General features: G+C 53.8%; 19 protein-coding genes. 12 read left to right on the top strand and 7 right to left on the bottom strand.

Annotated features, from left to right (window positions below):
* Positions 1-97: 97 nt before the first annotated feature.
* The 6 genes from hsdR (at position 98) to ACUVOF_RS19940 (ending at position 8,469) form a co-directional block, all read left to right on the top strand.
* The gene (gene hsdR, locus ACUVOF_RS19965) at positions 98-3,706 is read left to right on the top strand and encodes a type I restriction-modification system endonuclease (RefSeq protein ID WP_447046006.1); all 3,609 of its coding nucleotides are present in this window, start codon (positions 98-100) and stop codon (positions 3,704-3,706) included.
* A complete protein-coding gene (locus tag ACUVOF_RS19960; protein ID WP_447046005.1) occupies positions 3,706-4,863 on the top strand; it encodes a hypothetical protein in 1,158 nt (385 codons plus the stop codon). Before hsdR ends, ACUVOF_RS19960 begins: the two co-directional genes overlap by 1 nt.
* Positions 4,864-5,020: 157 nt before the next feature.
* Positions 5,021-6,160 carry an ImmA/IrrE family metallo-endopeptidase gene (locus tag ACUVOF_RS19955; RefSeq protein ID WP_447046004.1) on the top strand — a complete coding sequence of 380 codons (1,140 nt, stop codon included), beginning with the start codon at positions 5,021-5,023 and terminating at the stop codon, positions 6,158-6,160.
* Positions 6,157-6,648 carry a DUF4411 family protein gene (locus tag ACUVOF_RS19950; RefSeq protein WP_447046003.1) on the top strand — a complete coding sequence of 164 codons (492 nt, stop codon included), beginning with the start codon at positions 6,157-6,159 and terminating at the stop codon, positions 6,646-6,648. Before ACUVOF_RS19955 ends, ACUVOF_RS19950 begins: the two co-directional genes overlap by 4 nt.
* Before the next feature lie 191 nt (positions 6,649-6,839).
* Positions 6,840-7,151: a helix-turn-helix transcriptional regulator gene (locus tag ACUVOF_RS19945; RefSeq protein ID WP_447046002.1), complete on the top strand. Its 312-nt coding sequence runs from the start codon at positions 6,840-6,842 to the stop codon at positions 7,149-7,151.
* 19 nt (positions 7,152-7,170) lie between these two features.
* Positions 7,171-8,469 carry a type II toxin-antitoxin system HipA family toxin gene (locus ACUVOF_RS19940; protein WP_447046001.1) on the top strand — a complete coding sequence of 433 codons (1,299 nt, stop codon included), beginning with the start codon at positions 7,171-7,173 and terminating at the stop codon, positions 8,467-8,469.
* 25 nt (positions 8,470-8,494) lie between these two features.
* Here the strand turns inward: ACUVOF_RS19940 and ACUVOF_RS19935 are convergent, their stop codons facing one another.
* Positions 8,495-9,373 carry a YicC/YloC family endoribonuclease gene (locus ACUVOF_RS19935; RefSeq protein WP_447046000.1) on the bottom strand — a complete coding sequence of 293 codons (879 nt, stop codon included), beginning with the start codon at positions 9,371-9,373 and terminating at the stop codon, positions 8,495-8,497.
* A gap of 75 nt (positions 9,374-9,448) precedes the next feature.
* Positions 9,449-10,492 carry a substrate-binding domain-containing protein gene (locus ACUVOF_RS19930; RefSeq protein WP_447045999.1) on the bottom strand — a complete coding sequence of 348 codons (1,044 nt, stop codon included), beginning with the start codon at positions 10,490-10,492 and terminating at the stop codon, positions 9,449-9,451.
* Positions 10,493-10,822: 330 nt separating this feature from the next.
* Between ACUVOF_RS19930 and ACUVOF_RS19925 the strand changes: the two genes are divergently transcribed.
* The 6 genes from ACUVOF_RS19925 to rph all read left to right on the top strand — a co-directional run bounded on the left by ACUVOF_RS19925 (position 10,823) and on the right by rph (position 17,783).
* Positions 10,823-11,806: a substrate-binding domain-containing protein gene (locus ACUVOF_RS19925; protein ID WP_447045998.1), complete on the top strand. Its 984-nt coding sequence runs from the start codon at positions 10,823-10,825 to the stop codon at positions 11,804-11,806.
* Positions 11,781-13,370, top strand: a complete 1,590-nt coding sequence (locus ACUVOF_RS19920; RefSeq protein ID WP_447045997.1) for a sugar ABC transporter ATP-binding protein — start codon at positions 11,781-11,783, stop codon at positions 13,368-13,370. Before ACUVOF_RS19925 ends, ACUVOF_RS19920 begins: the two co-directional genes overlap by 26 nt.
* A complete protein-coding gene (locus tag ACUVOF_RS19915; RefSeq protein WP_447045996.1) occupies positions 13,363-14,361 on the top strand; it encodes an ABC transporter permease in 999 nt (332 codons plus the stop codon). Before ACUVOF_RS19920 ends, ACUVOF_RS19915 begins: the two co-directional genes overlap by 8 nt.
* On the top strand, positions 14,358-15,350 hold the full coding sequence (locus tag ACUVOF_RS19910; RefSeq protein ID WP_447045995.1) for an ABC transporter permease: 993 nt from the start codon (positions 14,358-14,360) through the stop codon (positions 15,348-15,350). Before ACUVOF_RS19915 ends, ACUVOF_RS19910 begins: the two co-directional genes overlap by 4 nt.
* A 12-nt stretch (positions 15,351-15,362) precedes the next feature.
* Entirely contained in the window at positions 15,363-16,919 is a 1,557-nt protein-coding gene (locus ACUVOF_RS19905; RefSeq protein ID WP_447045994.1) for an FGGY family pentulose kinase, read from the top strand.
* A gap of 114 nt (positions 16,920-17,033) precedes the next feature.
* Complete coding sequence (gene rph, locus ACUVOF_RS19900) at positions 17,034-17,783, top strand: ribonuclease PH (RefSeq protein WP_447045993.1); 750 nt, start codon at positions 17,034-17,036, stop codon at positions 17,781-17,783.
* Between the two features lie 60 nt (positions 17,784-17,843).
* On the opposite strand, the gene ACUVOF_RS19895 is transcribed toward rph, so the two are convergent.
* Genes ACUVOF_RS19895 through ACUVOF_RS19875 form a run of 5 tightly spaced genes read right to left on the bottom strand, consistent with a single transcriptional unit; the run spans position 17,844 to position 22,132 of the window.
* Positions 17,844-18,188 (bottom strand): RidA family protein, encoded by a 345-nt coding sequence (locus ACUVOF_RS19895; RefSeq protein WP_089701344.1) that lies wholly within the window; start codon positions 18,186-18,188, stop codon positions 17,844-17,846.
* Positions 18,189-18,230: 42 nt separating this feature from the next.
* Positions 18,231-19,349 (bottom strand): NAD(P)/FAD-dependent oxidoreductase, encoded by a 1,119-nt coding sequence (locus ACUVOF_RS19890; protein ID WP_447045992.1) that lies wholly within the window; start codon positions 19,347-19,349, stop codon positions 18,231-18,233.
* The gene (locus ACUVOF_RS19885; RefSeq protein ID WP_447045991.1) at positions 19,349-20,737 is read right to left on the bottom strand and encodes an FAD-dependent oxidoreductase; all 1,389 of its coding nucleotides are present in this window, start codon (positions 20,735-20,737) and stop codon (positions 19,349-19,351) included. Before ACUVOF_RS19885 ends, ACUVOF_RS19890 begins: the two co-directional genes overlap by 1 nt.
* The gene (locus tag ACUVOF_RS19880; protein ID WP_447045990.1) at positions 20,734-21,039 is read right to left on the bottom strand and encodes a (2Fe-2S)-binding protein; all 306 of its coding nucleotides are present in this window, start codon (positions 21,037-21,039) and stop codon (positions 20,734-20,736) included. Before ACUVOF_RS19880 ends, ACUVOF_RS19885 begins: the two co-directional genes overlap by 4 nt.
* Positions 21,014-22,132 carry an NAD(P)/FAD-dependent oxidoreductase gene (locus ACUVOF_RS19875; protein ID WP_447045989.1) on the bottom strand — a complete coding sequence of 373 codons (1,119 nt, stop codon included), beginning with the start codon at positions 22,130-22,132 and terminating at the stop codon, positions 21,014-21,016. The genes ACUVOF_RS19880 and ACUVOF_RS19875 overlap by 26 nt, the downstream gene beginning before the upstream one ends.

Below are 22,132 nucleotides of genomic sequence, written 5' to 3'. Positions count from 1 at the left end.
AAGTAGACTTAGCTAAGCACACTCTATTTCATTAGTATGGATGGTGATGAAGCAGCCGCGACAAAGCCAATTGGCAAAGATGTGGAGAGTAAATGTAATGACATCGACCTATCCTCCCAGCAACTTTGGCTTTTTAGCAGAGCATGATGCGCTATTTGTCGAACTGGCCACCGCTGCCGAACACGCCTTTGTTAGCGACCCCAACACCACCTTAATTAAGCTGCGCCAATTGGGAGAAGCGCTTGCCCAGCATATGGCGGCAATCTCCGGGATCGAGTTTGATAACCAAACCAGCCAAGCCGACTTACTCTACCGTTTAAATCGCGAGCTGCGCCTCGAACCTCAAGTAAAAGAGCTATTCCACACTCTGCGTATCGAGGGCAACAAAGCCACCCACCAGTTTCGCACCCGCCACAAAGAAGCAATGGATGGCCTGAAGCTTGCCCGCGAACTGGCGATCTGGTTCCACCGTTCGTTTGGCAAGGCAGGCACTGCCTTCAAGCTTGGCCCCTTTGTACCACCCGCTGACCCCAGCGCGCAGTCGCGCCAGCTTCAGGCCGATATTGAAAAGCTCCGCCACGAGCTTCAACACGCCAACAAGGCATTGGACAGTAGCCAGCAGCTTAGCCGACTGGTCGAGCAAGAAAAACAGGAATACGAGGCGCTGGCCTTGGCCATGGATGAAGAGTCCCGGGCCCTGGCAAAACAGGCACAAAGCCACGAACAGGCACTAGACCAGCAGCAACAGGCTTACGAAGCCAAAATCCGCACCCTGCAAACACAACTCACCACCCAGAGCGAAAGCAGCGTTAATCAGCAGCGCCAGCAGGTCGCCAGTAAAACCAAAGCCGCCAGCGATATATTAGTGCTGAGTGAAGAGTTAACACGAATACTGGTTGATCAGCAGCTCAATGAAGCAGGCTGGGAAGCCGACAGCCAAGAGATTACCTATCAAAAAGGGGCTCGCCCCGCGAAAGGCACCTACCGCGCTATTGCTGAATGGCCCACTCAGCCAGCGCATCAAACCAATGGCCCAAAGGAACGAGCAGATTACGTGCTTTTTTGCGGCTTAACGCCGATTGCCGTGGTCGAAGCTAAAAAAGAGAACACCAATGTGGCGGGCAAGATTGATCAATCGGAGCGCTACAGCAAAGGCCTAAGCATTGAACCACCGCTGGTCGGCGCCTGGGAACTTGCCGGGCGAACCATTGCATGGCCTGCGGATGAAGAAGGACACTTTAAGGTACCTTTCGTGTACTCCTGCAACGGACGCCCCTATCTACCACAGCTGGCAGAACAGTCGGGCACCTGGTTTCGAGATACACGAGAACCCAGCAACACCCGCCGCGCCTTACCCCGCTTTCATACTCCCGGTGGCCTATTAAACCTGCTGGAACGTGACAGGGAAAACGCCGACAAGCTGCTCAAACAAGAGCCTTTCGGTTACCTGCGGCTCAGGGAGTACCAGCAAAAGGCGATTCTGGCGACGGAACATGCATTGGCCCACGGCACCCGCTCTGCGCTGCTAGCCATGGCCACCGGTACCGGCAAAACCCGCACTATCATCGGCCTGATGTACCGTTTTTTAAAAACCGAGCGTTTTCACCGCATTCTATTTCTGGTTGACCGAACAGCCCTTGGCGATCAAGCCATTGACGCCTTCAACGAAGCCCCGTTAGAGCAGAACCAAACCCTAAGCAAGATCTACAACGTGGCGGAACTGGGCGATATGGCAGCGGAAGCGGAAACCCGTGTGCAGGTGGCCACCGTGCAGGCCATGGTGAAGCGCATTTTTATGAGCGACCAGCCGCCGCCCATTGATCAATTCGACTGCATCATTATCGACGAAGCCCACCGCGGCTACACGCTAGATCAGGAAATGACCGAAGGCGAGCTGGCCACCCGCGACGCTAGCCAGTACCTTTCCAGCTATCGCCGGGTACTTGATTACTTCGATGCGATCAAAATCGCGCTCACCGCTACCCCGGCCAAGCACACCAGCGAGATTTTCGGCAAACCGGTGTACACCTACTCCTACCGGGAGGCGGTGGCGGACGACTGGCTGATCGACCACGAGCCGCCCATCCGCTATGAAACCCTGCTGACCCAAGAAGGCATCCTGTTTGAGAAAGGTAAACCCATCGAGATCATCAACACTCAAACCGGCGAAGTCGATACCACCGAATTAGAAGTTTCGGGTAACGGTCTTGGTTTCGGCGTTATGTTGCATTACGAATGGGATTTGCGACACGATATTGATGTGTTGGCTCGTCATGATGCACTCTTTAATTACTCTGGGTTGGCAGAATTTCAAGTCCGTATAGAACCTATTGGTCGTATCTACGTTGCGGTTCGTCAGGGCGGTGATTGGTTTCCATTGGATGATGAGAGCAACATCCCAATACCCCAGGTAGTGGGTTACGCCTCTGGCTTGAACGAGAATCTGCAGCGCAGTTTCATGAAGAATGCAGTACAACAATTCGAAGTTCGCCGTGTCAGTGCAAAGCGACAAAAGGAGCTCTCTGGCAAGATTGATGAGAAAAGAAGAGCTGATATTAATCAACAATATGTAGAGAAGTACCCGCACATTTTCAGTTCAGTGTCTGGTGAAGCTTTCGATCAAGGGGGATACCTTGACGTGATAGAGATGAGCCAGAAAGCCAGTCAACTTATTTATATCGATTATGACAACATGGGTCTTCTACTGTTAAGCCTTGCAGTTCTGGAGCACCAAGCAGTACAGAATTTATTCAGTGAAGTGGCCTTCAATCGGCTGCACAAAGCGGTTATCCGCTATGACCTTCGCACTGGGATAATTGAAGAGGATGCAATCCGTGATGTGAAAATGTTGATTCGCATTGCAGGTGAGGAGCGAGTCCACCGTATTGGGCAGCCAACTACTGATGCCCAATATGAAGTATATGAACTGAACTATCTTGCAGGAGAAATTACGCTTGATCTTTTTGACCAAGAATTATTGGAAAAGCTGAGAGAAACGAATTACAGCGATCCACTAACCTTTTTCAAGCGGCTGTATAATATCCAGCAGCTTGGAATTAAAAATTGGGGCTATTCGGTACGGCAAGAGCTTCGCAGGTGTGATTTTTTTGGGGCTGTTAAAAAGCCTCTGAAAACAAAATTGCCTTTGAGTATCGTAGAATTATTACTGGAAGATAACAGTGGGAATACGGTAAGCCTGGATGATCTTTCGGACGGTGAAGCCCAACTAATGCAGATTATGGCTGCTGCTTTTATTTTCAGCAGGTCTCAAGCACTTTTCCTGTTCGATGAGCCAGAGACGCACCTTAATCCCTCATGGCGCACATATTTCCATAGCCATCTCACAAGAGCTATCTCTTTAGGAGACAAAACTGATAGGCCGTCACAGATTTTTCTTTCAACTCACTCGCCTTTTATGATTTCATCGCTTAAACGGGAAAATGTAAGGTTCTTTGAGCGCGACAGTGACAGCTTAATTTCGATGGTGCCTGCTTTTAGTCAAACATATGGATCACCGTTTGATGTGCTAATTAAAGAGTACTATGGGCTTCGCTCCTTGATATCCCAATCAGTAGTTGAAGATATTAGACGGCGACTTCCGGCGGATAACCGATCAGATGACGCTGCTAAAGCTAGTCGCTGGATTGAGGAAAATTTAGGGGACTCCATGGAAAAAGCATATTTATTAAGGAAGTTAAAAGAATAATGTTATTTCCACTTCACCCCCAGACTCCCCTTTGTAATGTATTTATTTTGCTAAACAATGAGTTCTTACACTTCTTGCAGGAATCTATTCAAGGCAATGTGTTCTCGGAAGCTCTATTCACAGAACACACCTGCCCGGATGGTAACGTTCGTAGTGTTTGTTGGACTAATCTTGAAACACGTGAAAAATTTCATGATCTTTGGAGCGTTTTACCGACTGGGGTGGATGCACGGAGAAATTTATATAATTTGGTAAGGCGATGCCAGAACATCGAAATCTTTTTTGATGACATCGACGAAGACTTACCTTTGATTGAGCCAGAAGAGCTATTTAGCGCCGTAAAAGCATTAACTACACATCTGTTCTTACGAACCAAAAGTCTTTCTGAAGCAAAACGACAGTCAGGTAGCTCTATTGAGAGGCACTATCAAGATTTTTTGCGCATCAACAATAACAGTTTACTTTGCTATGTATGTGGTACTGAATATCTTTCTCAAAACCGAACCAACTTAGCCGATGAAGACCAATGGCGAGCCGACTATGACCATATTTTGTGTAAAGATAAATACTCGATATATGGTGCCCATCCTGGAAACTTTATACCTACATGCCATACATGTAATTCAAAGGCTAAAGGTGCTAGGAACCTGCTAATTAATAGCGAAGGTGAAAGACGAAAAGCGTTTTACCCGCTCCCACCTTCCCTAGAGAGTTGTTATTCTTATGCCAAAGTAGAAGTTCAACCAAAAACTTTAGAAAGGCTAAAACTTAATCCTATCGATGCCCCTATTGAAGAAGTTGTTGTTAATTTTCCAGACGCCCCTGCAGAACTGCTTAATAAAATCAGTGTCTGGCGAGAGGTTTATCAAGTGCCTTCTCGTATTGAAAACCGTGTCGCTGTCAGTTTTTGTGAAACTATCACTTCACGCCTACTCAACCCTGGAGATTTTAATGATTTCCGTGTTCAGTTGGGTCGCTTTGCTGGTCGTATGCCACTTGATTACCGAACATCGGAAGGGAGCTTTTGGTGGTACCGCGTCTGCGAACACTTAGCAGCGCAGGATGCGGAATTTCTTCGAGATATATGGACACTGTTAGATTGGAAGCGCCAACAAGCTGACAAAAACGATATGGAAGCCACATTTGGCAGAATATGACGACTTAAGTTTTATTTAGATGCTTAAAAATATCTACTCCAAGACAAAGTATGACCTCTTAACTCATTACCCTATTGGGCGCTATGCACGGTGCTGCTAGACTCAGCTTAATCATTCCTCAATACACGAATAAGATTGATACACAGGAAAACCCCGTATGGCCAAGGCAAATATCAACACCCAGATGCTGACCTGGGCGCGCGAGCGCTCCGGCATCCCGGTGGCTGAATTTGCACATAAGTGTGGGGTGAATGAAGAAAAACTGCTGGCTTGGGAAGCGGGTGAACAGCCCATCACCTTCCGTCAGGCGATGCAGTTTGCCGAAAAGGCCTATGTTCCTTTTGGCTACCTGTTTCTCACAGAGCCGCCCGAAGAAGTGTTGCCCATACCTGACCTTAGAACGCTGGGAGGCCAAGGTGTCACTCGCCCGAGTGCTGAGCTTTTTGATCTGATCAAGCTAATGCTTCAGCGCCAGGAGTGGTACCGAGACTACTTAAAGCAGCACTTTGCAGAGCCCAACCCACATGTTGGCCGCTTTTCTGCTAATCACTCTGTCGATGAAATCGTCGCCGACATGCGCTCCCAGTTAGGCGTTGGGGATCACCCAAAGCGTGGCAAATGGGATGACTATTACCGCGATTTAACCCAGCGAATCGAAGCACTGGGCATCCTGATGATGCGTCAAGGCGATATGGGCCACTACACACGCCCTTTGCGCGTTGAAGAATTTCGCGGGTTTGCCATTGTTGATGACTATGCGTCTATCATTTTCGTCAATCATGGCGATGCGCTAGGTGCGCGCTTATTCACCCTGATCCATGAGCTTTGTCATGTTTGGATTGGGCAATCTGGCATTTCCGACGGAAAAGCTAATACGCACCGCCAACAAGAAGTGCTTTGTAATGCCGTTGCGGCGGAGTTTTTAGTACCAGAACGAGAATTCAGCTCTCTTTGGCAACACGATTTAGTGCACTGGCAAGATAACTTACCGACGTTGGAAGCCCACTTTCACGTCAGCACCTGGGCATTGGCGCGCCGAGCCCTAACGCTCAATTTTATCTCTCAAGCGCAATACGGTCGTTATATTGCTGAACAGCAGGCGCAACATAAAGCAAATGAGAGCAGTGGTGGGCCAACCTACTACCAGACTAAAAAAGCCCAAATCAGCCAATCATTTTCTAGGGCGGTCGTCAGTGAAGCGCTGAGTGGTCAGTTGATGTTACGTGAAGCGAGCGACCTGCTGGGCGGAGTCAAACCGAATAAAATAGAGCGCTTCGCTAAGGAGCTGGGCATTTGAGATATTTACTGGACGCAAATACCTATATCGAAGCGAAAAACCAGTACTACGGAATGGATATTTGCCCCGCTTACTGGGACTGGCTGGATAGGCAGTTTGCGTTAGGTACCATTGCCAGTGTCGATATGATTGGCCGAGAGCTAAAAGAAGGTAACGATGAGCTGGCTAACTGGGTTCGAGAGCGGCCAGACCACTTTATCAGCAACGATGATGGGCTTACCCAAACACTTTTTGCAGATATCGTTCAGTTCGTTGTGGAAGGCGACTATAACCCCGGCAATCGCGACAACTTCCTGTCAAAAGCCGATCCATGGATTATTGCCAAAGCAAAAGCTATCGGTGCCAGTGTAGTAACGCATGAAGCTGTCGCTGCCGCTAACACCCGTAAAGTTAAAGTCCCAAATATATGCCAGCAGTTCGAAGTACCCTGCCTCAATACCTTCAGGTTTCTGCGGGAATTAGAAGCTCGGTTTTTTCTTGGTCAATGAGAACCGGCTCATTGATTAAAATTAGCCACATTCCCATTAATATCTGCCGTGAATAGAAAATTTAATAAGCCTCTCGTTAAAATCTCACACCATCCCTCTTCTACAGCGTCATCCTATGTATTGCTTTTAGAAAAAATAGCAACTAATATGTTGCTATTAAATAAAAAAGCAACTTATTAGATGACATCGCCATGCCGTTACTGAATCAAATCAAAAAGCGCCGAATAGCGCTAGGCTTCAAACAAAATGACATGCAGATGCGGGTGGGGATGTCGCGCCAGCAGTATCAACGGCTTGAAGCCAGTGGCAACCCGCGCCTTAACACCTTAGAACTGGTGGCTAAGGGATTGAACAGTGAGATTATGTTGATCCCCCAAGAGAAACGCGATGCGGTTTTGGCTCTGCTCACAGGCCATACAGCAGACACACCTGCTCCCAGTAAGGGAGATACCAGCGATAGCCTCATTGATGACCCGTGGAAAGGCTTATTAGGGGATGATTAACCATGCAAAGGCGGGCTAAGTGGATCGACTAAGCATTCTGCAGCTCTCTCTGCATGGGAACGTGGTGGGACATCTTGCGGGTTACTCCCATGGCAAGAATATCCTGCTGTTCGATGATGAGTTTCGCCACGTCCCTGAGCGGCCAACGCTCAGCCTGATTACTCACCCTAATTTCCCTAAATCTGAAGAGATTTTAGCGAGAGACTGGTCGAGGCACCAACGGTTGCATCCTCTGTTATCTAATCTGCTGCCTGAAGGTGTGCTGCGTGAACTGCTTGCGCATAGTTTGAAAACCCATATTGACCATGAGTTCTCTCTTCTAGCATGGCTTGGTCTTGACCTTCCTGGTGCCCTCATCGCACGCCCACTCTCCCCAGACAGCATTCCGGCGCCGGTACTGGCTCGGTTGCCATATGCACGACCTGAAACCATTGAATATCCGTCGATACTAGCGCCTGGTAATAAATTCTCGCTGGCTGGCGTACAGATGAAGTTCTCCATGAAGGAGAAAGATGGCCGTTATAACTTAGTCCATAGCGCCGTTAATGATGGCAATGGGGAGTTGGGTGAGTGGATTATCAAAACGCCCTCCACCCAGCACGTTTACGTTCCCTTAAACGAATTTTCGTCAATGAAACTGGCAGCCCTGGCAGGCATCGATATGCCGGAAACACGCTTGGTCGCGCTCGATACGTTAGACAATCTGCCTGCTATCCGTTTGCCAGAAGAGCCTATGGCGTTTGCTATCAAGCGTTTTGATCGCCAGCGCGGCGTGCACGGTACCGAGCGCGTTCATATGGAAGATTTTGCTCAAGTCTTGGCGAAATATCCCCATGAAAAGTATGGCTCGGCTAGTTATGATCAGATCGGTCGTATTCTGTACCAGTTTTCCGGTGATCCCATTACGGATTCCCAGCAGTTTGCCCGACGCCTGCTGGTAAACATTTTGCTCGCCAACGGCGATGCTCACTTAAAAAACTGGAGCCTTTTGTATTCTGATCGCTACACGCCAAGGCTATCACCCGCTTACGACATTGTGACTACCAGCGTATATATGGAAAACGAGCGTACTACTGAGCTCAATTTGGCGGGCCAAAAAGCGTGGTATCAAACCTCCATGGAAAGCTTTCAGCAGTGGGCCAAAAAAGCCGACATTCCTTGGCGCTTAATCAAGCCTCACCTAGATGACACACTTGATAAAGCCCGCACCTTATGGCCTAAAGCACTGGTAGAGCTGCCTATGCATGAGCCCCATAAGCAGGCACTTAGAGAACATTGGATGCGCCTACATACTGACTTTCGCCTGTCTGACGGTTAACGGCGATTTTTAGTATCTAAAAACATCACTCAATATTTTGAATCTGCTCCCGCATCTGTTCGATCAGCACCTTCAACTCCACCGCGCAGCGTGTCGTCTCAGCCACCACGGATTTTGACGACAGCGTGTTAGCTTCGCGGTTAAGCTCCTGCATCAGGAAGTCCAAACGGCGGCCTTTGGGGCCTTTCTGGGCTAGTTGGTGGCTTACTTCTTCGATATGCGCAGTCAGGCGATCCAGCTCTTCGTCTACATCGGCTTTTTGCGCTACCAATACCAGTTCGGCTTCCAGGCGCTGGGGGTCGAGCTCAGTCTTGGCGATTTCTAAACGTTCCAGCAGTTGAACGCGCTGGCGTTCTAGAATCTGTGGCAACAGGCTGCGCACGATGGCGGCCTGTCCACTTACCGCCGTCAGGCGGGTGGTGATCATCTCGGCGAGCTTTTCGCCTTCACGGGCACGGGCGTCAATTAGCTCATCCAGCGCTTGGTCAAACAGCGCTTTGGCGGCGGCCTTGATGGCGTCTTGATCGAGGTGCTGGGTTTCCATCACGCCAGGCTGGTTGAGCAGTGCCAAGGTTGTCGGCGGCACGGCGCTGGGCACCTGCTGCTGGATGGCGCTTAGCGCATCAGCAATGGCGGCTAGGCGAACGCTATTAACAGCGGGGGCTTGGGCGGTTTCGGCGCTCTCAAACCTTACGCTGCACTCCACTTTTCCCCGGGCCAAGCGGGTGCGTAGCGCTTCACGCAGCACTGGCTCTAGGTCACGCAGGCTTTCATGCAGGCGGAAGTGGGGCTCTAAATAGCGCTGGTTGACCGAGCGGATCTCGACCTGCAGCGTGCCAAACGGGGCAGCCTGCTCGGTGCGGGCAAAGGCGGTCATGCTGTGTACGCGGCTGGAAGTGGCCATGTTTCATCCTGGTAGTGAATAACGGTGTATAACGCATTGCCAACAGGCCCTAAATGGCTAGCCTATTCATTCGATTCAGTAAATGCTGTGCGAAAGAGCCTCTCTAACACCCATTATTTCTGGCTGAACCTCTATGAGCAGACGTGGATCCTGCGGTGGCGTATCAATCAGCTCAAAGACGCGGTCGATCATCTCGATCACATTTTGCCGAACCATCATCAAACGCGGATGAAAAGCAGCGGCTAGTGGATCCCAGTCAAAACAGCCGAAAATAATATCATCCAGGTAATAGCCATTTAGCTGTAGTCCGCGAACAATGCCTTCAAGGGAAATCGTGGAGTTGACGAACATAGCGCTGGGCGGGGTAGACCGCTTAAGCATATACCTTTCAAGGGCAGTCTGAGCCTTATCGGCAGCATAATCACAGGGGAGAATATTCTCTTCCGCCGTCGCTAGCCGCACTTCCTCTCTCGCTTGCTTGAAGCCGGCAATACGCTCGCGGGTATTGTGATCTTCATCACGGCCGCCAATAAAGAGTACAGGGTCGTCACTGCGCTTCTCTTCAGCAAGGCGGTTGAGGATGGCATGGGTGAGTTGCCGCGCGCCCTCACGGTTATTGGAAATCACCGACGGTGCCTTACTGCCAGGAAGGTCGAGATTAATGCTTTGTACGCCGCTCTCTGCACACATCTGCGCAATCGTATCGGGATCCGTTGCGCCGGTGCATACCAGGCACTCGACACGGTAAGCAAGCATCATACGGGCAGCTTCGCACTCTTGCTTGGGATCTCGATTCGTACACGAAACAATCGCAAACAACCCCCGACGCCGTGCTTCTGATTCGAAGTGTTGGGCTATTGAGCTGAAATAGCGGTTGTCGTACAGCGGCAAAATCATGCCGATAATACCTGAGCGCTCACGCCGCAAGGCACGAGCCTGCATATTGGCCGAATAGCCCTCAGCCTGCGCAAGCGAAAGAATTTTGCTGGCAAGTTTCTTGCTGATGCGACGGCGCTGCCAAGTGCCGTTGAGCACGGCACTGACGGTACTGGGCGACGTTTCTGCCAACCTTGCCAAGTCGTAAATAGTCAGCCGCTTGGCTGAAGAGTCGCTAACCACCGGGCAGCTCCTTGCGATTAGATAAAAGTAGCATTGACGTAATGCAGCAATAGATGAATCCTACACGTTGCACAACCGATTGTGCATACTAGATTAAATGACAATAACGATAGCGATAACGCATCGCTTAGGTACCACTCAACGTATCCAGCACTGTGTAAAGTTCCTATGCATTAAGTTCTTATGCATTAAATTCCTATGCATTGTGAGGCTCGGAAGCGTTTGCGCCATTTCATTTGACCATGACGCAACGTACAGCAGCACTATTAAAGCGCTTCAATGCACGCGATTCCACTGACTGGGTCAGCCAACAGCAAGCAGGAAATCACAATGAAATACAAAGCACTTCTTACCGCAGCTACGCTAACAGGCATTATCGGCAGCACCGGCGCCATGGCTCAGGAGTCTCCTACGATTGCCGTGGTCGCCAAGGTGGGTGGCATCCCCTGGTTCAATGCCATGGAAATGGGCATCGAACAAATGAGTGAAGAGCTAGGAGTAGAAGCCTATATGGTAGGCCCTACCAGTGCTGATCCCGCCCTGCAGGTGCGTGCGATAGAGGATCTGATCAGCCGTGGCGTTGATGTCATTGGTGTTGTCCCGAATGATCGCGAGGTTCTTGAGCCGGTATTGGAACGGGCACGTGATCAGGGAATTATCGTACTGACACATGAAAGCCCCGAATCGGTCAACATCGACTACGACTTTGAAATGATTTCAGCGCAGCAGTTAGGTGAAGAGCACGCCAAGCTACTGGCTGACACCACCGGCTGCGAAGGCTCTTATGCCGTTTACGTTGGCGGCCTCAGCGTGCCCGCTCACAACGCCTGGGCAGATGCTGCCGTGAGCTGGCTCGATGATAACTGCTCGGGCTTGACCCAGGCCGCTGATCGTTTCGGCGTTGCCGAAAGCGTCGATGACAGCCGCAACACCACCCTGGACTTGCTGCGTGCCCACGAAGACTTGGCTGGCATCATGTCGTTTGGTAGCCAGGGAACCATCGGCGCAGCTCGGGCCGTGAAAGAGCGTGGTCTGGAAGGGGATGTGGCCGTTATGGGCCTGTTCTCTCCGGGCCAGGGGCGTCGCTTAGTGCACGAAGGTGTGATTACCGGTGGTTTCCAGTGGAGCCCTCTTGAGGCGGGTAAAGCGTTCGTTGCCCTGGGTGAGATGCTCTATAACGGCGAAGAGATTACCGATGGCGCCGACTTGCCGGTACTGGGTGAAATTACCCTCGACGGCAAGACGATCTTTGCTTCACAGCCACTCAAGCTGAGCAAAGATACCGTGGATGAGTTGGCAGAACTCGGCCTGTAAAACCGCGCTTATTGATCGCGTAGAGACTGCCGTGCTCCTGAAGAGCGCGGCAGTGACGTTAAGAGAGGAGCCTCCAATGGGCGATATCGCGATTCGAGCGCGCCACGTCAGCAAGATTTTCGGTCAAAGCCGGGTGCTCGATGATGTCGAATTCGAACTTCGCCGGGGTGAGGTGCTTTGCCTTTCAGGTGAAAACGGTTGTGGCAAAAGCACCCTCATTAAAATTATCAACGGTGTTTACAAGCCTGAACCAGGCATTGAGTTCACGTTTGGCGATGAAACCCTCTCTGCTATTAGCCCGAAAGAGGCACGCAGCCGGGGTATTCATGTTATCTGGCAAGACCTCGCGCTGTTCCCGCACCTGACCGTCGCGGAAAATATCGTCTTCGATGACTACGTTGCCAAGCCTTGGCGGCCTATTTCCTACAAAGATGCGCTGACGCAATCCCGCGAGATTATTCAGCAGTTTGGTTTGAAACTAGATCCCACGGCCCGTGTTGAAGACCTTTCGATTGCCCATCGTCAACTCGTTGCAATTTGCCGCGTGCTGCAAGCAGGGGCCAGTATCATTTTTATGGATGAGCCCACCGCCTCGCTTACCTATAAAGAGGTACAGATGCTGCTGGGCATTACCCGCTCACTGGCGGCAAAAGGCATTTCCATTGTGTTGGTCAGCCACCGGCTGGTGGAAGTGTTGGAGGTGTGCCAACGCGTCACCGTGCTCCGCAATGGGAAGCTGGTCGGCACCTACCCCACCGAGGGGATGACCCAGGCACGACTTTCAACCCTGATGACCGGGCTTGAACTTGAACTAACCCCTCGTGCTGAAACACACAAAGGCGCCCCGGTACTGGAGCTTAAAAACTTAAGTCGTGAAGGGGAATTCGAGAACGTCTCTTTCACCCTGCATCGCGGTGAAATTCTCGGACTTACGGGTTTGCTTGGCGCAGGGCGTACCGAAATAGCTCACACAATTTTCGGGATGACTCAGCCCACTTCAGGGCAGTTGCTAAAAGAGGGTCAACCGCTGAAGCTAAACTCCAACCGCGATGCCGTGCGCCACCGAATTGCCTACCTCTCTGAAGACCGACTCAATCTTGGCCTGGTGCAAAACCAATCCATCAATATGAATACCGCAGTGACCGTATTACCAAGGCTGGAAAAACCGCGCTTTTTTCTCTCCCCTCAGCGCATCAAGGCACTGACCGCCCACTGGATTGAGCAGCTTAAAACCAAGGTGAGTGACGCCGAGCTTGCGGTCTCATCATTATCCGGCGGTAACCAGCAACGCATTGCACTCGCCAAATGGCTAGCCACTGAACCCGACGTTCTCATTCTTGACTGCCCGACAATTGGCGTCGATGTAGGCGCCAAAGCCGGTATTTTCGACATCATCAGGAATCTTGCTGATCAGGGCATGGCCATCATTCTGATTTCGGATGAGGCAGGAGAAATCTGGATGAACGCAGATCGTGCGCTGGTATTGCGCGAGGGGCGCATCTACTCCGAGGTCATACCTGCGGAGACCTCGGAAGAAGCGCTGGAGGCGATCATCAATGCATAAACGACTGCTAAACAGAAGGATCGGTACTGAAGGCACTCTATTGAGTATCCTCATGTTGCTGTGCGTAGTGTTGGCACTAGCAACTGACAGCTTCCTCACCTTACAAAACCTGTTCGACCTGCTTAACAATCAGTCGGTCAATATCATCTTTGCAGTGGGCCTGGTCGTTGTCTTGATCGCGGGAGGGATAGATATTTCCTTCGCCGTGGCGGCATCCGTGGTGCAGTACGTGGTGCTGTCACTTCTGATGGATTATCTGGGCGGAGGCAACTGGTTGCTTGGCATCCTGCTTTCGATGCTGGTTGGCATGCTACTGGGGCTCTTCAATGCGCTGCTGATTCATCGCTTCCGAATCGTTTCGATCATCGTCACCATCGGCACCTTTAACCTGTTTTTCGGCCTCTTGATGTATTTCACCAGCGGGGTGTCCATCTACGATATCCCCGATTGGCTCTACTACTCAGTTCCGCTGCTTGACCTACCCGCCGAACGCGGATCAGCCACGCTCTACTTACCCGCCGCAGTCATGGTGGTGATGGTAATACTCACCTGGTTCATTCTGGCCCGTACCGGTTTTGGGCGTGCTATCTACGGCTTCGGTTCAAGCCCCGAGTCCGCTCGCCGCTCTGGCGTGAGCGTCTGGAAGATTCATGCCTTTGCCTACGGCTGGCTGGGGCTATGCGCGGGTATGGCAGGACTCATGCAGGCACATATCGTACAAGAGGTCGTGCCCAACGCCTTGATAGGCCAGGAGTTGCCCATACTAGCGGCTGTCGTGCTAGGCGGCGCCACCCTGGGTGGTGGGCGCGGCTCAGTGCTCGGCGCCGTACTGGGCGTGCTGCTTCTCGCCGTTGTCCAAAATGGCCTGAATCTGCTGGGCGTGACTCCTTACGCCTTCCGCATGATTGTCGGGCTGATTATCTTGATTGCGATCACCACCAGCAACCTTGGCAACCTGTTGCCCCGCACCACCAAGGCGAGGAACGTATGAATAAGCGCCTGAATAAGCAGCCCTCCACGGCCGGGCTCCGCCTGGGGGGCGATACCATTGAAGTGGTCGCCATGACGGCTCTGCTAATCGGCAGCATTGGACTCTTCTCACTACTGGCACCGGGCTTTCTGACCGCCACTAATTTTGGCTCGATGTCGATGCAGTTGCCCGAGTTGGGGTTACTCTCACTGGCGATGCTGCTGCCCATTATTTCCGGTGGTCTGAACCTCTCAGTTACCTTTACCGCCAATATCGCAGGGCTGATGACAGCCTGGCTGGTACAGGGGTTACTGGCAGGCATGGGCCTGCTAAGCGTTCCCTTGGCGATTATCGCCGGACTTGTCGTTGGCGCAGCCGCAGGCTTTTTAATCGGCGTTATCGTCGCCTATGTGGGTGCGCATCCCATTCTGGTGTCGCTAGGTGCGATGATTTTTCTCCAGGGGGTAGGTGAGTTTTTAACCCGCGGTGGCGGTATTTCAGGCATGCCGGAGGTATTTCAAACCATCGGCAGTGGCAGTTTTCTGGGCATCCCCATCCCCATGCTGATCTTTCTCGCCGCTGCCGCAGGGTTGATCTACATCATGCACTTCACCCGCACTGGGTTTTCGATTTATATGCTCGGCTCCAACCCCCGCGCGACGGAGTACTCGGGCATTAACGTCAAGCGCGTGCTAATCACCGTCTACACAATTTCCGGCATTTTGGCAGGGTTGGCGGGCATGGTAATGCTCGCCCGCTTTAACTCGGTACGCGTAGGCCACGGCGAGAGCTACCTACTGATTACGGTTTTGGCCTGTTTTCTGGCCGGGGCAAACCCCTTCGGTGGCTTTGGCCGCGTGCTACCACTGGTGCTGGGCTTGATGAGCCTGCAGGTCATCGCTTCGGGTATGAATCTGATGGGCGCCAGCCAGCATCTAGCCACCGCGGTATGGGGGGCTTTTCTAATTATTGTAATGGCACTGCGTATGCCGTTTATTAAACAGTCATGAGTAAGGTTTTCCATGAGTCATCAAGAGCATGTTCTAGGTATCGATATCGGCACTGGCAGCGCCCGGGCGGGGGTTTTCACGACTGATGGCGTGATGCTTGCCGAAGCAAAAACACCGATTGCAATGCATCGCCCTGCCGAGCATCACGTGGAGCAGAGCTCAACGGATATCTGGCGCGCGGTATGCAGCGCAACCCAGCGCGCCCGCGAGGCTGCTGGTGTGACGTCCAATTCCATCACCAGTATGTCGGTGAGCGCCACCTGCTCGTTGGTTCTCCTGGATAAGCAGAATAAGCCGCTAGCGCTCTCACCGGGTGATGAAGCGTGGAATATCATTGTGTGGATGGACCACCGGGCAACCGCAGAAGCCGCTGAGTGCACGGCTACCCAGGCAGCGCCGCTGCGCAACCTGGGTGGCGTCATGTCTCCCGAGATGCAGATGCCTAAGCTCATGTGGTTGAAGCGGCACCAGCCCGAGCTCTATACAAAGATCGGCTACGCGGGTGATCTAGGCGATTGGCTGGGCTTTAAATGCACCGGCTCTCTTGAACGCTCGGTCTGCATGCTCTCCTGCAAGTGGACGTTTGACCCACGCCCTGGTCATGGCTGGGATCATGACTTTCTAACGCAGATCGATATGCAGGATGTACTCGAGTGTGCCCGCCTGCCCGAACAAGCCCTTCCTGTGGGCGTAGCACTTGGGCAGTTGACCGAAGAAGCCGCCGATGACTTGGGACTGACGACTCGATGTACCTTCGCAGTAGGCATGATTGATGCCTATGCCGGTGCGCTTGGCACGCTAGGCAGAAGCCTCGCTGACACTTCCGAGCGTCGGCTTGCCGTGATTGGCGGCACTTCCACCTGCCATATCGGCGCCCAGCCCGAACGACGCGAGGTACCCGGTGTGTGGGGCCCCTATCCAGGGGCGCTATGCGACGGTTTTGTTGCCAACGAAGGGGGGCAAAGCATTACCGGTGCCCTTCTAGATCACCTGGCGGCACTATTTTCAGCCAGCAGTGAATTCGGCGACGATCTTCACGGCGCGTTATCAGACCTTCTACTCGAGCGCTTGGCATCCGGCGACCCCGCCCCTGACACCCATGTTTGTCCTGACTTCATTGGCAACCGCTCGCCCTTGGCTGACCCGGAAATTCGCGGCGCCATCACGGGATTAACCCTTGATACTCCTCGCGAGAGCTTCATCAAGGTCTATTGGGCGGCAGCCACCTCGCTGGTTTACGGCACCCGCGCCATCATAGAGCGTATGAATGCCCATGGTTACGCCATCGATACCCTGCACCTCAGCGGAGGGCATGGACGTTCAGCACTGCTGCGCAAGCTCTATGCCGACGGTACCGGTTGTCGGGTTGTGCTGGCGGATGCGCCGGAACCCGTACTACTTGGGGTAGCCGTGGCGGCACTGGCTGCTCAGGCCAATGGTGAGATGCTCAGCGTTGCCAATGGCCTCGCCCCAGGCGAACAAACATTAGAGCCCGACCAGGCAATGCAGGCGCTGCACACTGCGCGTTATGCCGCTTTCAAGAAACTTTACGAAGGGCGTCTCGATTGACGCAATCAACCTACTTCATGACGCTAGCTGGACGTTAAGCCGATCAGCTTGCGCCCAGACGTGTACAATGGACGGCTTTTCCTTGTAATGCGTTTATTGTGAGAGGTGCTATTTGTGAGCAGTGCTAAGCGTCCTGACGTTGTTCGCCCTAGTGGTCGCCAGCCTGACCAGCTTCGTGAGATTCGCCTGACCCGCGATTTTACCCGCCATGCGGAAGGCTCCGTGTTGGTGGAATTTGGCGATACTAAGGTGTTGTGTAACGCCAGTGTAGAAGCCACTGTGCCTCGCTGGCTGCGCGGCAAGAATCAGGGCTGGGTAACGGCTGAGTACGGCATGCTGCCCCGCGCGACGCATTCGCGTAGCAATCGAGAAGCGACCAATGGTAAACAGGGTGGTCGTACGCTGGAGATCCAGCGCTTGATTGGTCGGAGCCTACGCGCCGCGGTCAATTTGAAAAAGCTGGGCGAATTCACCATTACCGTGGATTGCGATGTCATCCAGGCCGACGGCGGTACCCGTACCGCAGCGATTACCGGTGGCTGCGTGGCGCTGATCGATGCGATCCGTTACCTGCAGCGTGAGAAGAAGATCAAAGCCGACCCCTTCAAGCAGTTGGTGAGCGCTATTTCAGTAGGTATTTACAAAGGTGTGCCGGTGCTGGATCTGGACTACCCGGAAGACAGCAAGGCAGATACTGACCTGAACGTGGTGATGACCGAAAGCGGCGAGCTGATTGAAGTACAAGGCACCGCCGAGGCGGGTGCGTTCACTCGTGCCGAGCTAAACGCCATGCTCGATTTGGCCGAGAAGGCAGGCGATGCGCTTCGCGACCATCAGCGCGAGGCGCTGGGTATTCGAGGTTAGTAGATAGAGCAATCAAGCACTATTGCTGGCGTAAAAATTCGCCAGCAATAGTGTTAGCAATTACTTAACCGCAGTCACTACTAATTCTAAAAGTACATTCTCGCCAAGGTCAGCAACACCTAATGTCGCTCGAGCTGGCAGATGGTCAGCATCAAACCATTGAGTCCATACATCGTTCATACCTTTCTTAAGGTTCAAGTCAGAGACATAGGCAGTTGCGGTAACGATTCGCTTATTATCTGTACCTGCTTCAGCTAGATAGCTTTCCAGTTTATCAAGCACTTGGCGTGTTTGACCTGCCATATCAAGCGTAAGATCATCAGCAATTATTCCACCAAAGAAAACAAAGCCATTCGCTTCTACAGCGCGATGCATAATAGGTGTTTGGATATGTCGTTTAATCATAATACTCTCCAGTTTGCCTTAATTGGCGTACGTTAACTCGTCCTATTCAGGACAAGGTGTTTGAAATCTTTGAATAGAGAAAGGAGTGATGGGGAGCTTGGGCTCTCGCTCCATGGCAAGGTCGGCGACTATTTCTCCAGTAATGGGACCTAACTGATAGCCGTGAGCTGAGAACCCAAAAGCGTGAATAACATTGTCATGCTGACTGCTGAGACCTATTACAGGAATGTGATCCGGCATGACTGCTTCGACGCCTGCCCAGGTTCGCATGATGCGTGCCTCTTTCATGAACGGAAACAGGCTGACGACGGTATCGGCATTCTCCGCCAACCCATCCAAGCGGGTTTCGGCCACATGGCGAACAGTATCCACGTCACCGCGCACCCCTCCTCCAATCAAAACAGTACCGTTCTCAAACTGCTTAAAAGATAATGGCCGCGATGTGGCGCCCACTACTGTCCCTAAAAATGGCGATAGTCGCTCAGTGATCATTAACATGGGCGCTTCAGCAGTGAGAGGAACCGGCTCTCCAAACCATTTGCAAAGCTCTCCTGCCCAAGCGCCAGCACAATTGACAAGCAAATCGGCATCGAAATGCTCTTCGCCGCCGCTCAGCCGCCAGCCGTTTCCCTTGGGCTCGATGGCGGTTATCTCGATACCTTCACGGAAGCGGGCACCCTGGCGTTCGGCCTCTCGACGCCAGGCGGTAACGGTGCGATAGGGATTGGCAAAACCATCGCCATCGCACGCCAGCGCTCCCGGGCAGTGGCCGGCCAATGCCGGCAACCGCCGGTGCAACTCGTCACGGCCGATCAGGACTTCATGGTGAAACCCCAGGTCGCGTACCTGGCGCTCGCGGTCGGCAAGGATGGCCATGTCCTCATCGTTTTCGGCCACCTTGACCTGCCCGACGGGGCGAAACCCGCAGTCGTCACCGACGATGTCGGCCATGTGCTGCCAGCGCTCCCAGGCGGCCAGCGCCAGCGGTATCTCTGCCGGGTGACGGCCGAGCCTACGCACTCCGCCGGCATTGACGCCCGAGGCATGGCGCCCGGCATACGCCTTGTCGATGACAGTGACGTGGTTTCCCTGCTGGCTTAGCCGCAACGCAGCGCTGCAACCATGAAATCCGGCGCCCACGATCACCACCCGACGAGCCATCAACTCTCCTCCGCCGCCTTGGCAAGCTGGCCGAGGGTGATCGGCTTAAAGGGAGGCCGAAGGCGGTAATAGCCGGTCTCCTCGACGCTCTGGTGATTGGCATCCGCCAGCAATTCGCTCACGGTAATACCGCACATGCGGCCCTGGCATGGCCCCATGCCGCAGCGGGTAAAGGATTTGGTCTGGTTGGGCCCACGGCAGCCCATCTCGGCCATACGCCGGACCTCTCCACCGGTCACTTCTTCGCAGCGGCAGGCCAAGGTGTCGTCATCAGGCAGCCGCCACTGTTTTGCTGGTCGGTACAGCGTATCCAGGAAAGGCCTTATTGCAGTGTCACGGGCAAGCGACTGTCGCACTGGCCGCGCCTGGCGGGTCACGTCTTCCAGGGATGACTTGCTCAACGCCAGGGCGGCTCCCAAGCCGGCCAGCCTTCCTTGCATAGCGGCCGCCTTGGCTCCTACGATACCGCCGCCATCACCCGCTACGGCAATGCCTTCTATCTCGGTGTTGAGCCACTCATCAAGGCTTGGCCGCCACGCGAGTTGCTGCTCGTCCCACACATGGCGGCAATCCACCGCTCGGGTAATTTGGGTGTTGGGGATAACGCCTTGATGAAGCAGCAGGGTGGGTGTTTCCAACGTTTGCCAGGTGGTGCTGCCCCGTTGCTGCCATCGCACACGTTCCAGCTGGCCATCGCCTTCGGCGCGCAGGGCGCTTACGCCCTTGATGTGACGAACACCGGCACGGCGCAGTTCACGCAACAGCCCCACCCCCTTGAACAGGGTGCTGGTATTGCGTAACGCGCCAGGCAAATGTTTGATTGCGGCGCGATAGCGATCCCGCGGCGTGGTATCGAGAATGGCCGCTACCTCGGCACCCGCACGCAGGTACTGAACGGCCAACAACAATAGCAGGGGACCGCAGCCTGCCAGTACAACGGGGGCCTGGGGCACGGCACCGGCGCTCTTGAGCAGGATCTGACCACTGCCGGCCGTCATCACGCCAGGAAGCGTCCAGCCGGGAATCGGCATAGGCCGCTCCATGGCTCCTGTGGCAAGAATAATATGGCGCGCCCGGATCATCTCGGCGGCGTCATCGTGCAACAGGCCAATCTCCCGCTGCCGGGTCAGCTGCCACACGGTGGTGGCGGGCCGATAGTCGATACGAGGATCGGCAAGCCCCTTGACCAGCGGCTCACCGGACCAGTAATCCTCGCCGAGGATCTGCCGATCCCGCAGAGGGGTACGTTCCAGGGCACGATAAATCTGACCGCCTGCGAAGGGCTGCTCATCTATCACCACGGGTGAGATGCCATGCTCGAGGGCGGTTGCCGCCGCAGCCAGTCCTGCCGGACCAGTCCCTAGGATGACGAGATCATGCGTGATCATGGGATCAACCTCCTGGCGCCCTGTTGCGCATGGATACGCATTCCCTCACGCACCTCGACCTGACAGGCCTGGACATTGGGGTTGCCATCGATGTCCACCAGGCACTCGAAGCACACCCCCATCATGCAGTAAGGGGCACGTGGGGCATTGCTGACCGGCGTGGTGCGGCAGACGCTGATACCCGAGGCCAGCAGCGCTGCAGCCACTGTATCGCCAGGGCGAGCGGTCACGGTCTGTTCACCGAAACGGAACGTCACCACCGGTTCGGTCGTGTTTTCAAGCGGGGACAGGCGTTTGAACATGGAATCTCTCCGCGGTAAAAGGGCTGATTTCGGCGGGTGGTTCAGCACCTGCGAACCAGGGCGCCAGACATTTCGCATGGGCGGCAGCCAGCGTCACGCCGCTATGGCAACAGGCGACAAAGGCCCCGGGGTGGCTCTCGGATGCTTGATAAAGCGGATAGCCATCGGGTGTCATGACCCGTAACGCTCCCCAGCTGCGAACCACTCGGGTATTGCCAAGCGCCGGCAATGCGCGTACGGCACGCTGGGCGATTTGAGCCAGCACCGGCGTTTCGGTGCCGTCATCGAAGCCTACGTCTTCATGGGAATCACCCATCAGTATCGAGCCCTCACCGGTTTGGCGCAGATACGTGGTGGGCAGGTCAAGCAGCGGCCGCACGCGTTCGGTGACCAGGATTTCGCCTCGATTGGGTACAAGCGGTGCATCGAGGCCGACTTGCGGGGCCAGCTCTCGATTGCCGAGCCCGGCTGCCAGGATGACCCGTCCAGCGGTGAGGGTCTGGTGATCACGCTCGATCACGAAGCTATCGCCGTTGCGCCGAATACGATGGACTTTACTGCCGGGCACAAACCGCCCGTCGTAGTGACGAATCCCATCGTGCAGGGCTCGCAACAGATAGAGAGGATTGGCGTGGCCATCCCAGCTTGACCATGAAGCACCGGTAACGCTTTCGCCGATCTCGGGGATCAAGTCGCGTAGCTGGTCGTGATCCAGCATGTCGAATGTGAATTGACGACCGGTCGCCTGGGCTAGCGCATCGAGTTCCACCTCGCGATTCGCCAGCTCCGCCTGGCTATAGCAGAGATGGACGCCGCCGGGGTTGTGATGCTGGGTGGCGACTCCCGTCAGCTCGAAGAGCTCCTGGGAAAGTGCCGCCCACAGGGAAGCCGAGCGCATGCTCCAGCGTGAATAGAGAGGGATCTCCTGTCCCTTGCCTTGCACCCATACCAACCCGAAATTGCCTCGCGAGGCACGATAGGCCACATCACCTTCATCCAGGACGCTGACCTGATGACCTTGGCTGGCCAGCCCATAGGCGATTGCACTGCCTACTAGCCCTCCGCCGATCACGGCGAAATCACACTGCTGCAT

This window comes from Vreelandella sp. H-I2 (assembly GCF_052959335.1).
The sequence above is the reverse complement of the archived record's forward strand: the minus strand, read 5'-3'. Positions and strand labels throughout refer to the sequence as shown.

Coding starts and splice junctions, on each gene's coding strand:
- ACUVOF_RS19935 (WP_447046000.1), bottom strand. CDS start 9,373: ATGGCCACTTCCAGCCGCGTACACAGCATGACCGCCTTTGCCCGCACC.
- ACUVOF_RS19960 (WP_447046005.1), top strand. CDS start 3,706: ATGTTATTTCCACTTCACCCCCAGACTCCCCTTTGTAATGTATTTATT.
- hsdR (WP_447046006.1), top strand. CDS start 98: ATGACATCGACCTATCCTCCCAGCAACTTTGGCTTTTTAGCAGAGCAT.
- ACUVOF_RS19915 (WP_447045996.1), top strand. CDS start 13,363: ATGCATAAACGACTGCTAAACAGAAGGATCGGTACTGAAGGCACTCTA.
- ACUVOF_RS19920 (WP_447045997.1), top strand. CDS start 11,781: ATGAGTTGGCAGAACTCGGCCTGTAAAACCGCGCTTATTGATCGCGTA.
- ACUVOF_RS19905 (WP_447045994.1), top strand. CDS start 15,363: ATGAGTCATCAAGAGCATGTTCTAGGTATCGATATCGGCACTGGCAGC.
- ACUVOF_RS19875 (WP_447045989.1), bottom strand. CDS start 22,132: ATGCAGCAGTGTGATTTCGCCGTGATCGGCGGAGGGCTAGTAGGCAGT.
- ACUVOF_RS19890 (WP_447045992.1), bottom strand. CDS start 19,349: ATGGCTCGTCGGGTGGTGATCGTGGGCGCCGGATTTCATGGTTGCAGC.
- ACUVOF_RS19895 (WP_089701344.1), bottom strand. CDS start 18,188: ATGATTAAACGACATATCCAAACACCTATTATGCATCGCGCTGTAGAA.
- ACUVOF_RS19910 (WP_447045995.1), top strand. CDS start 14,358: ATGAATAAGCGCCTGAATAAGCAGCCCTCCACGGCCGGGCTCCGCCTG.
- ACUVOF_RS19955 (WP_447046004.1), top strand. CDS start 5,021: ATGGCCAAGGCAAATATCAACACCCAGATGCTGACCTGGGCGCGCGAG.
- ACUVOF_RS19885 (WP_447045991.1), bottom strand. CDS start 20,737: ATGATCACGCATGATCTCGTCATCCTAGGGACTGGTCCGGCAGGACTG.
- ACUVOF_RS19945 (WP_447046002.1), top strand. CDS start 6,840: ATGCCGTTACTGAATCAAATCAAAAAGCGCCGAATAGCGCTAGGCTTC.
- ACUVOF_RS19925 (WP_447045998.1), top strand. CDS start 10,823: ATGAAATACAAAGCACTTCTTACCGCAGCTACGCTAACAGGCATTATC.
- ACUVOF_RS19880 (WP_447045990.1), bottom strand. CDS start 21,039: ATGTTCAAACGCCTGTCCCCGCTTGAAAACACGACCGAACCGGTGGTG.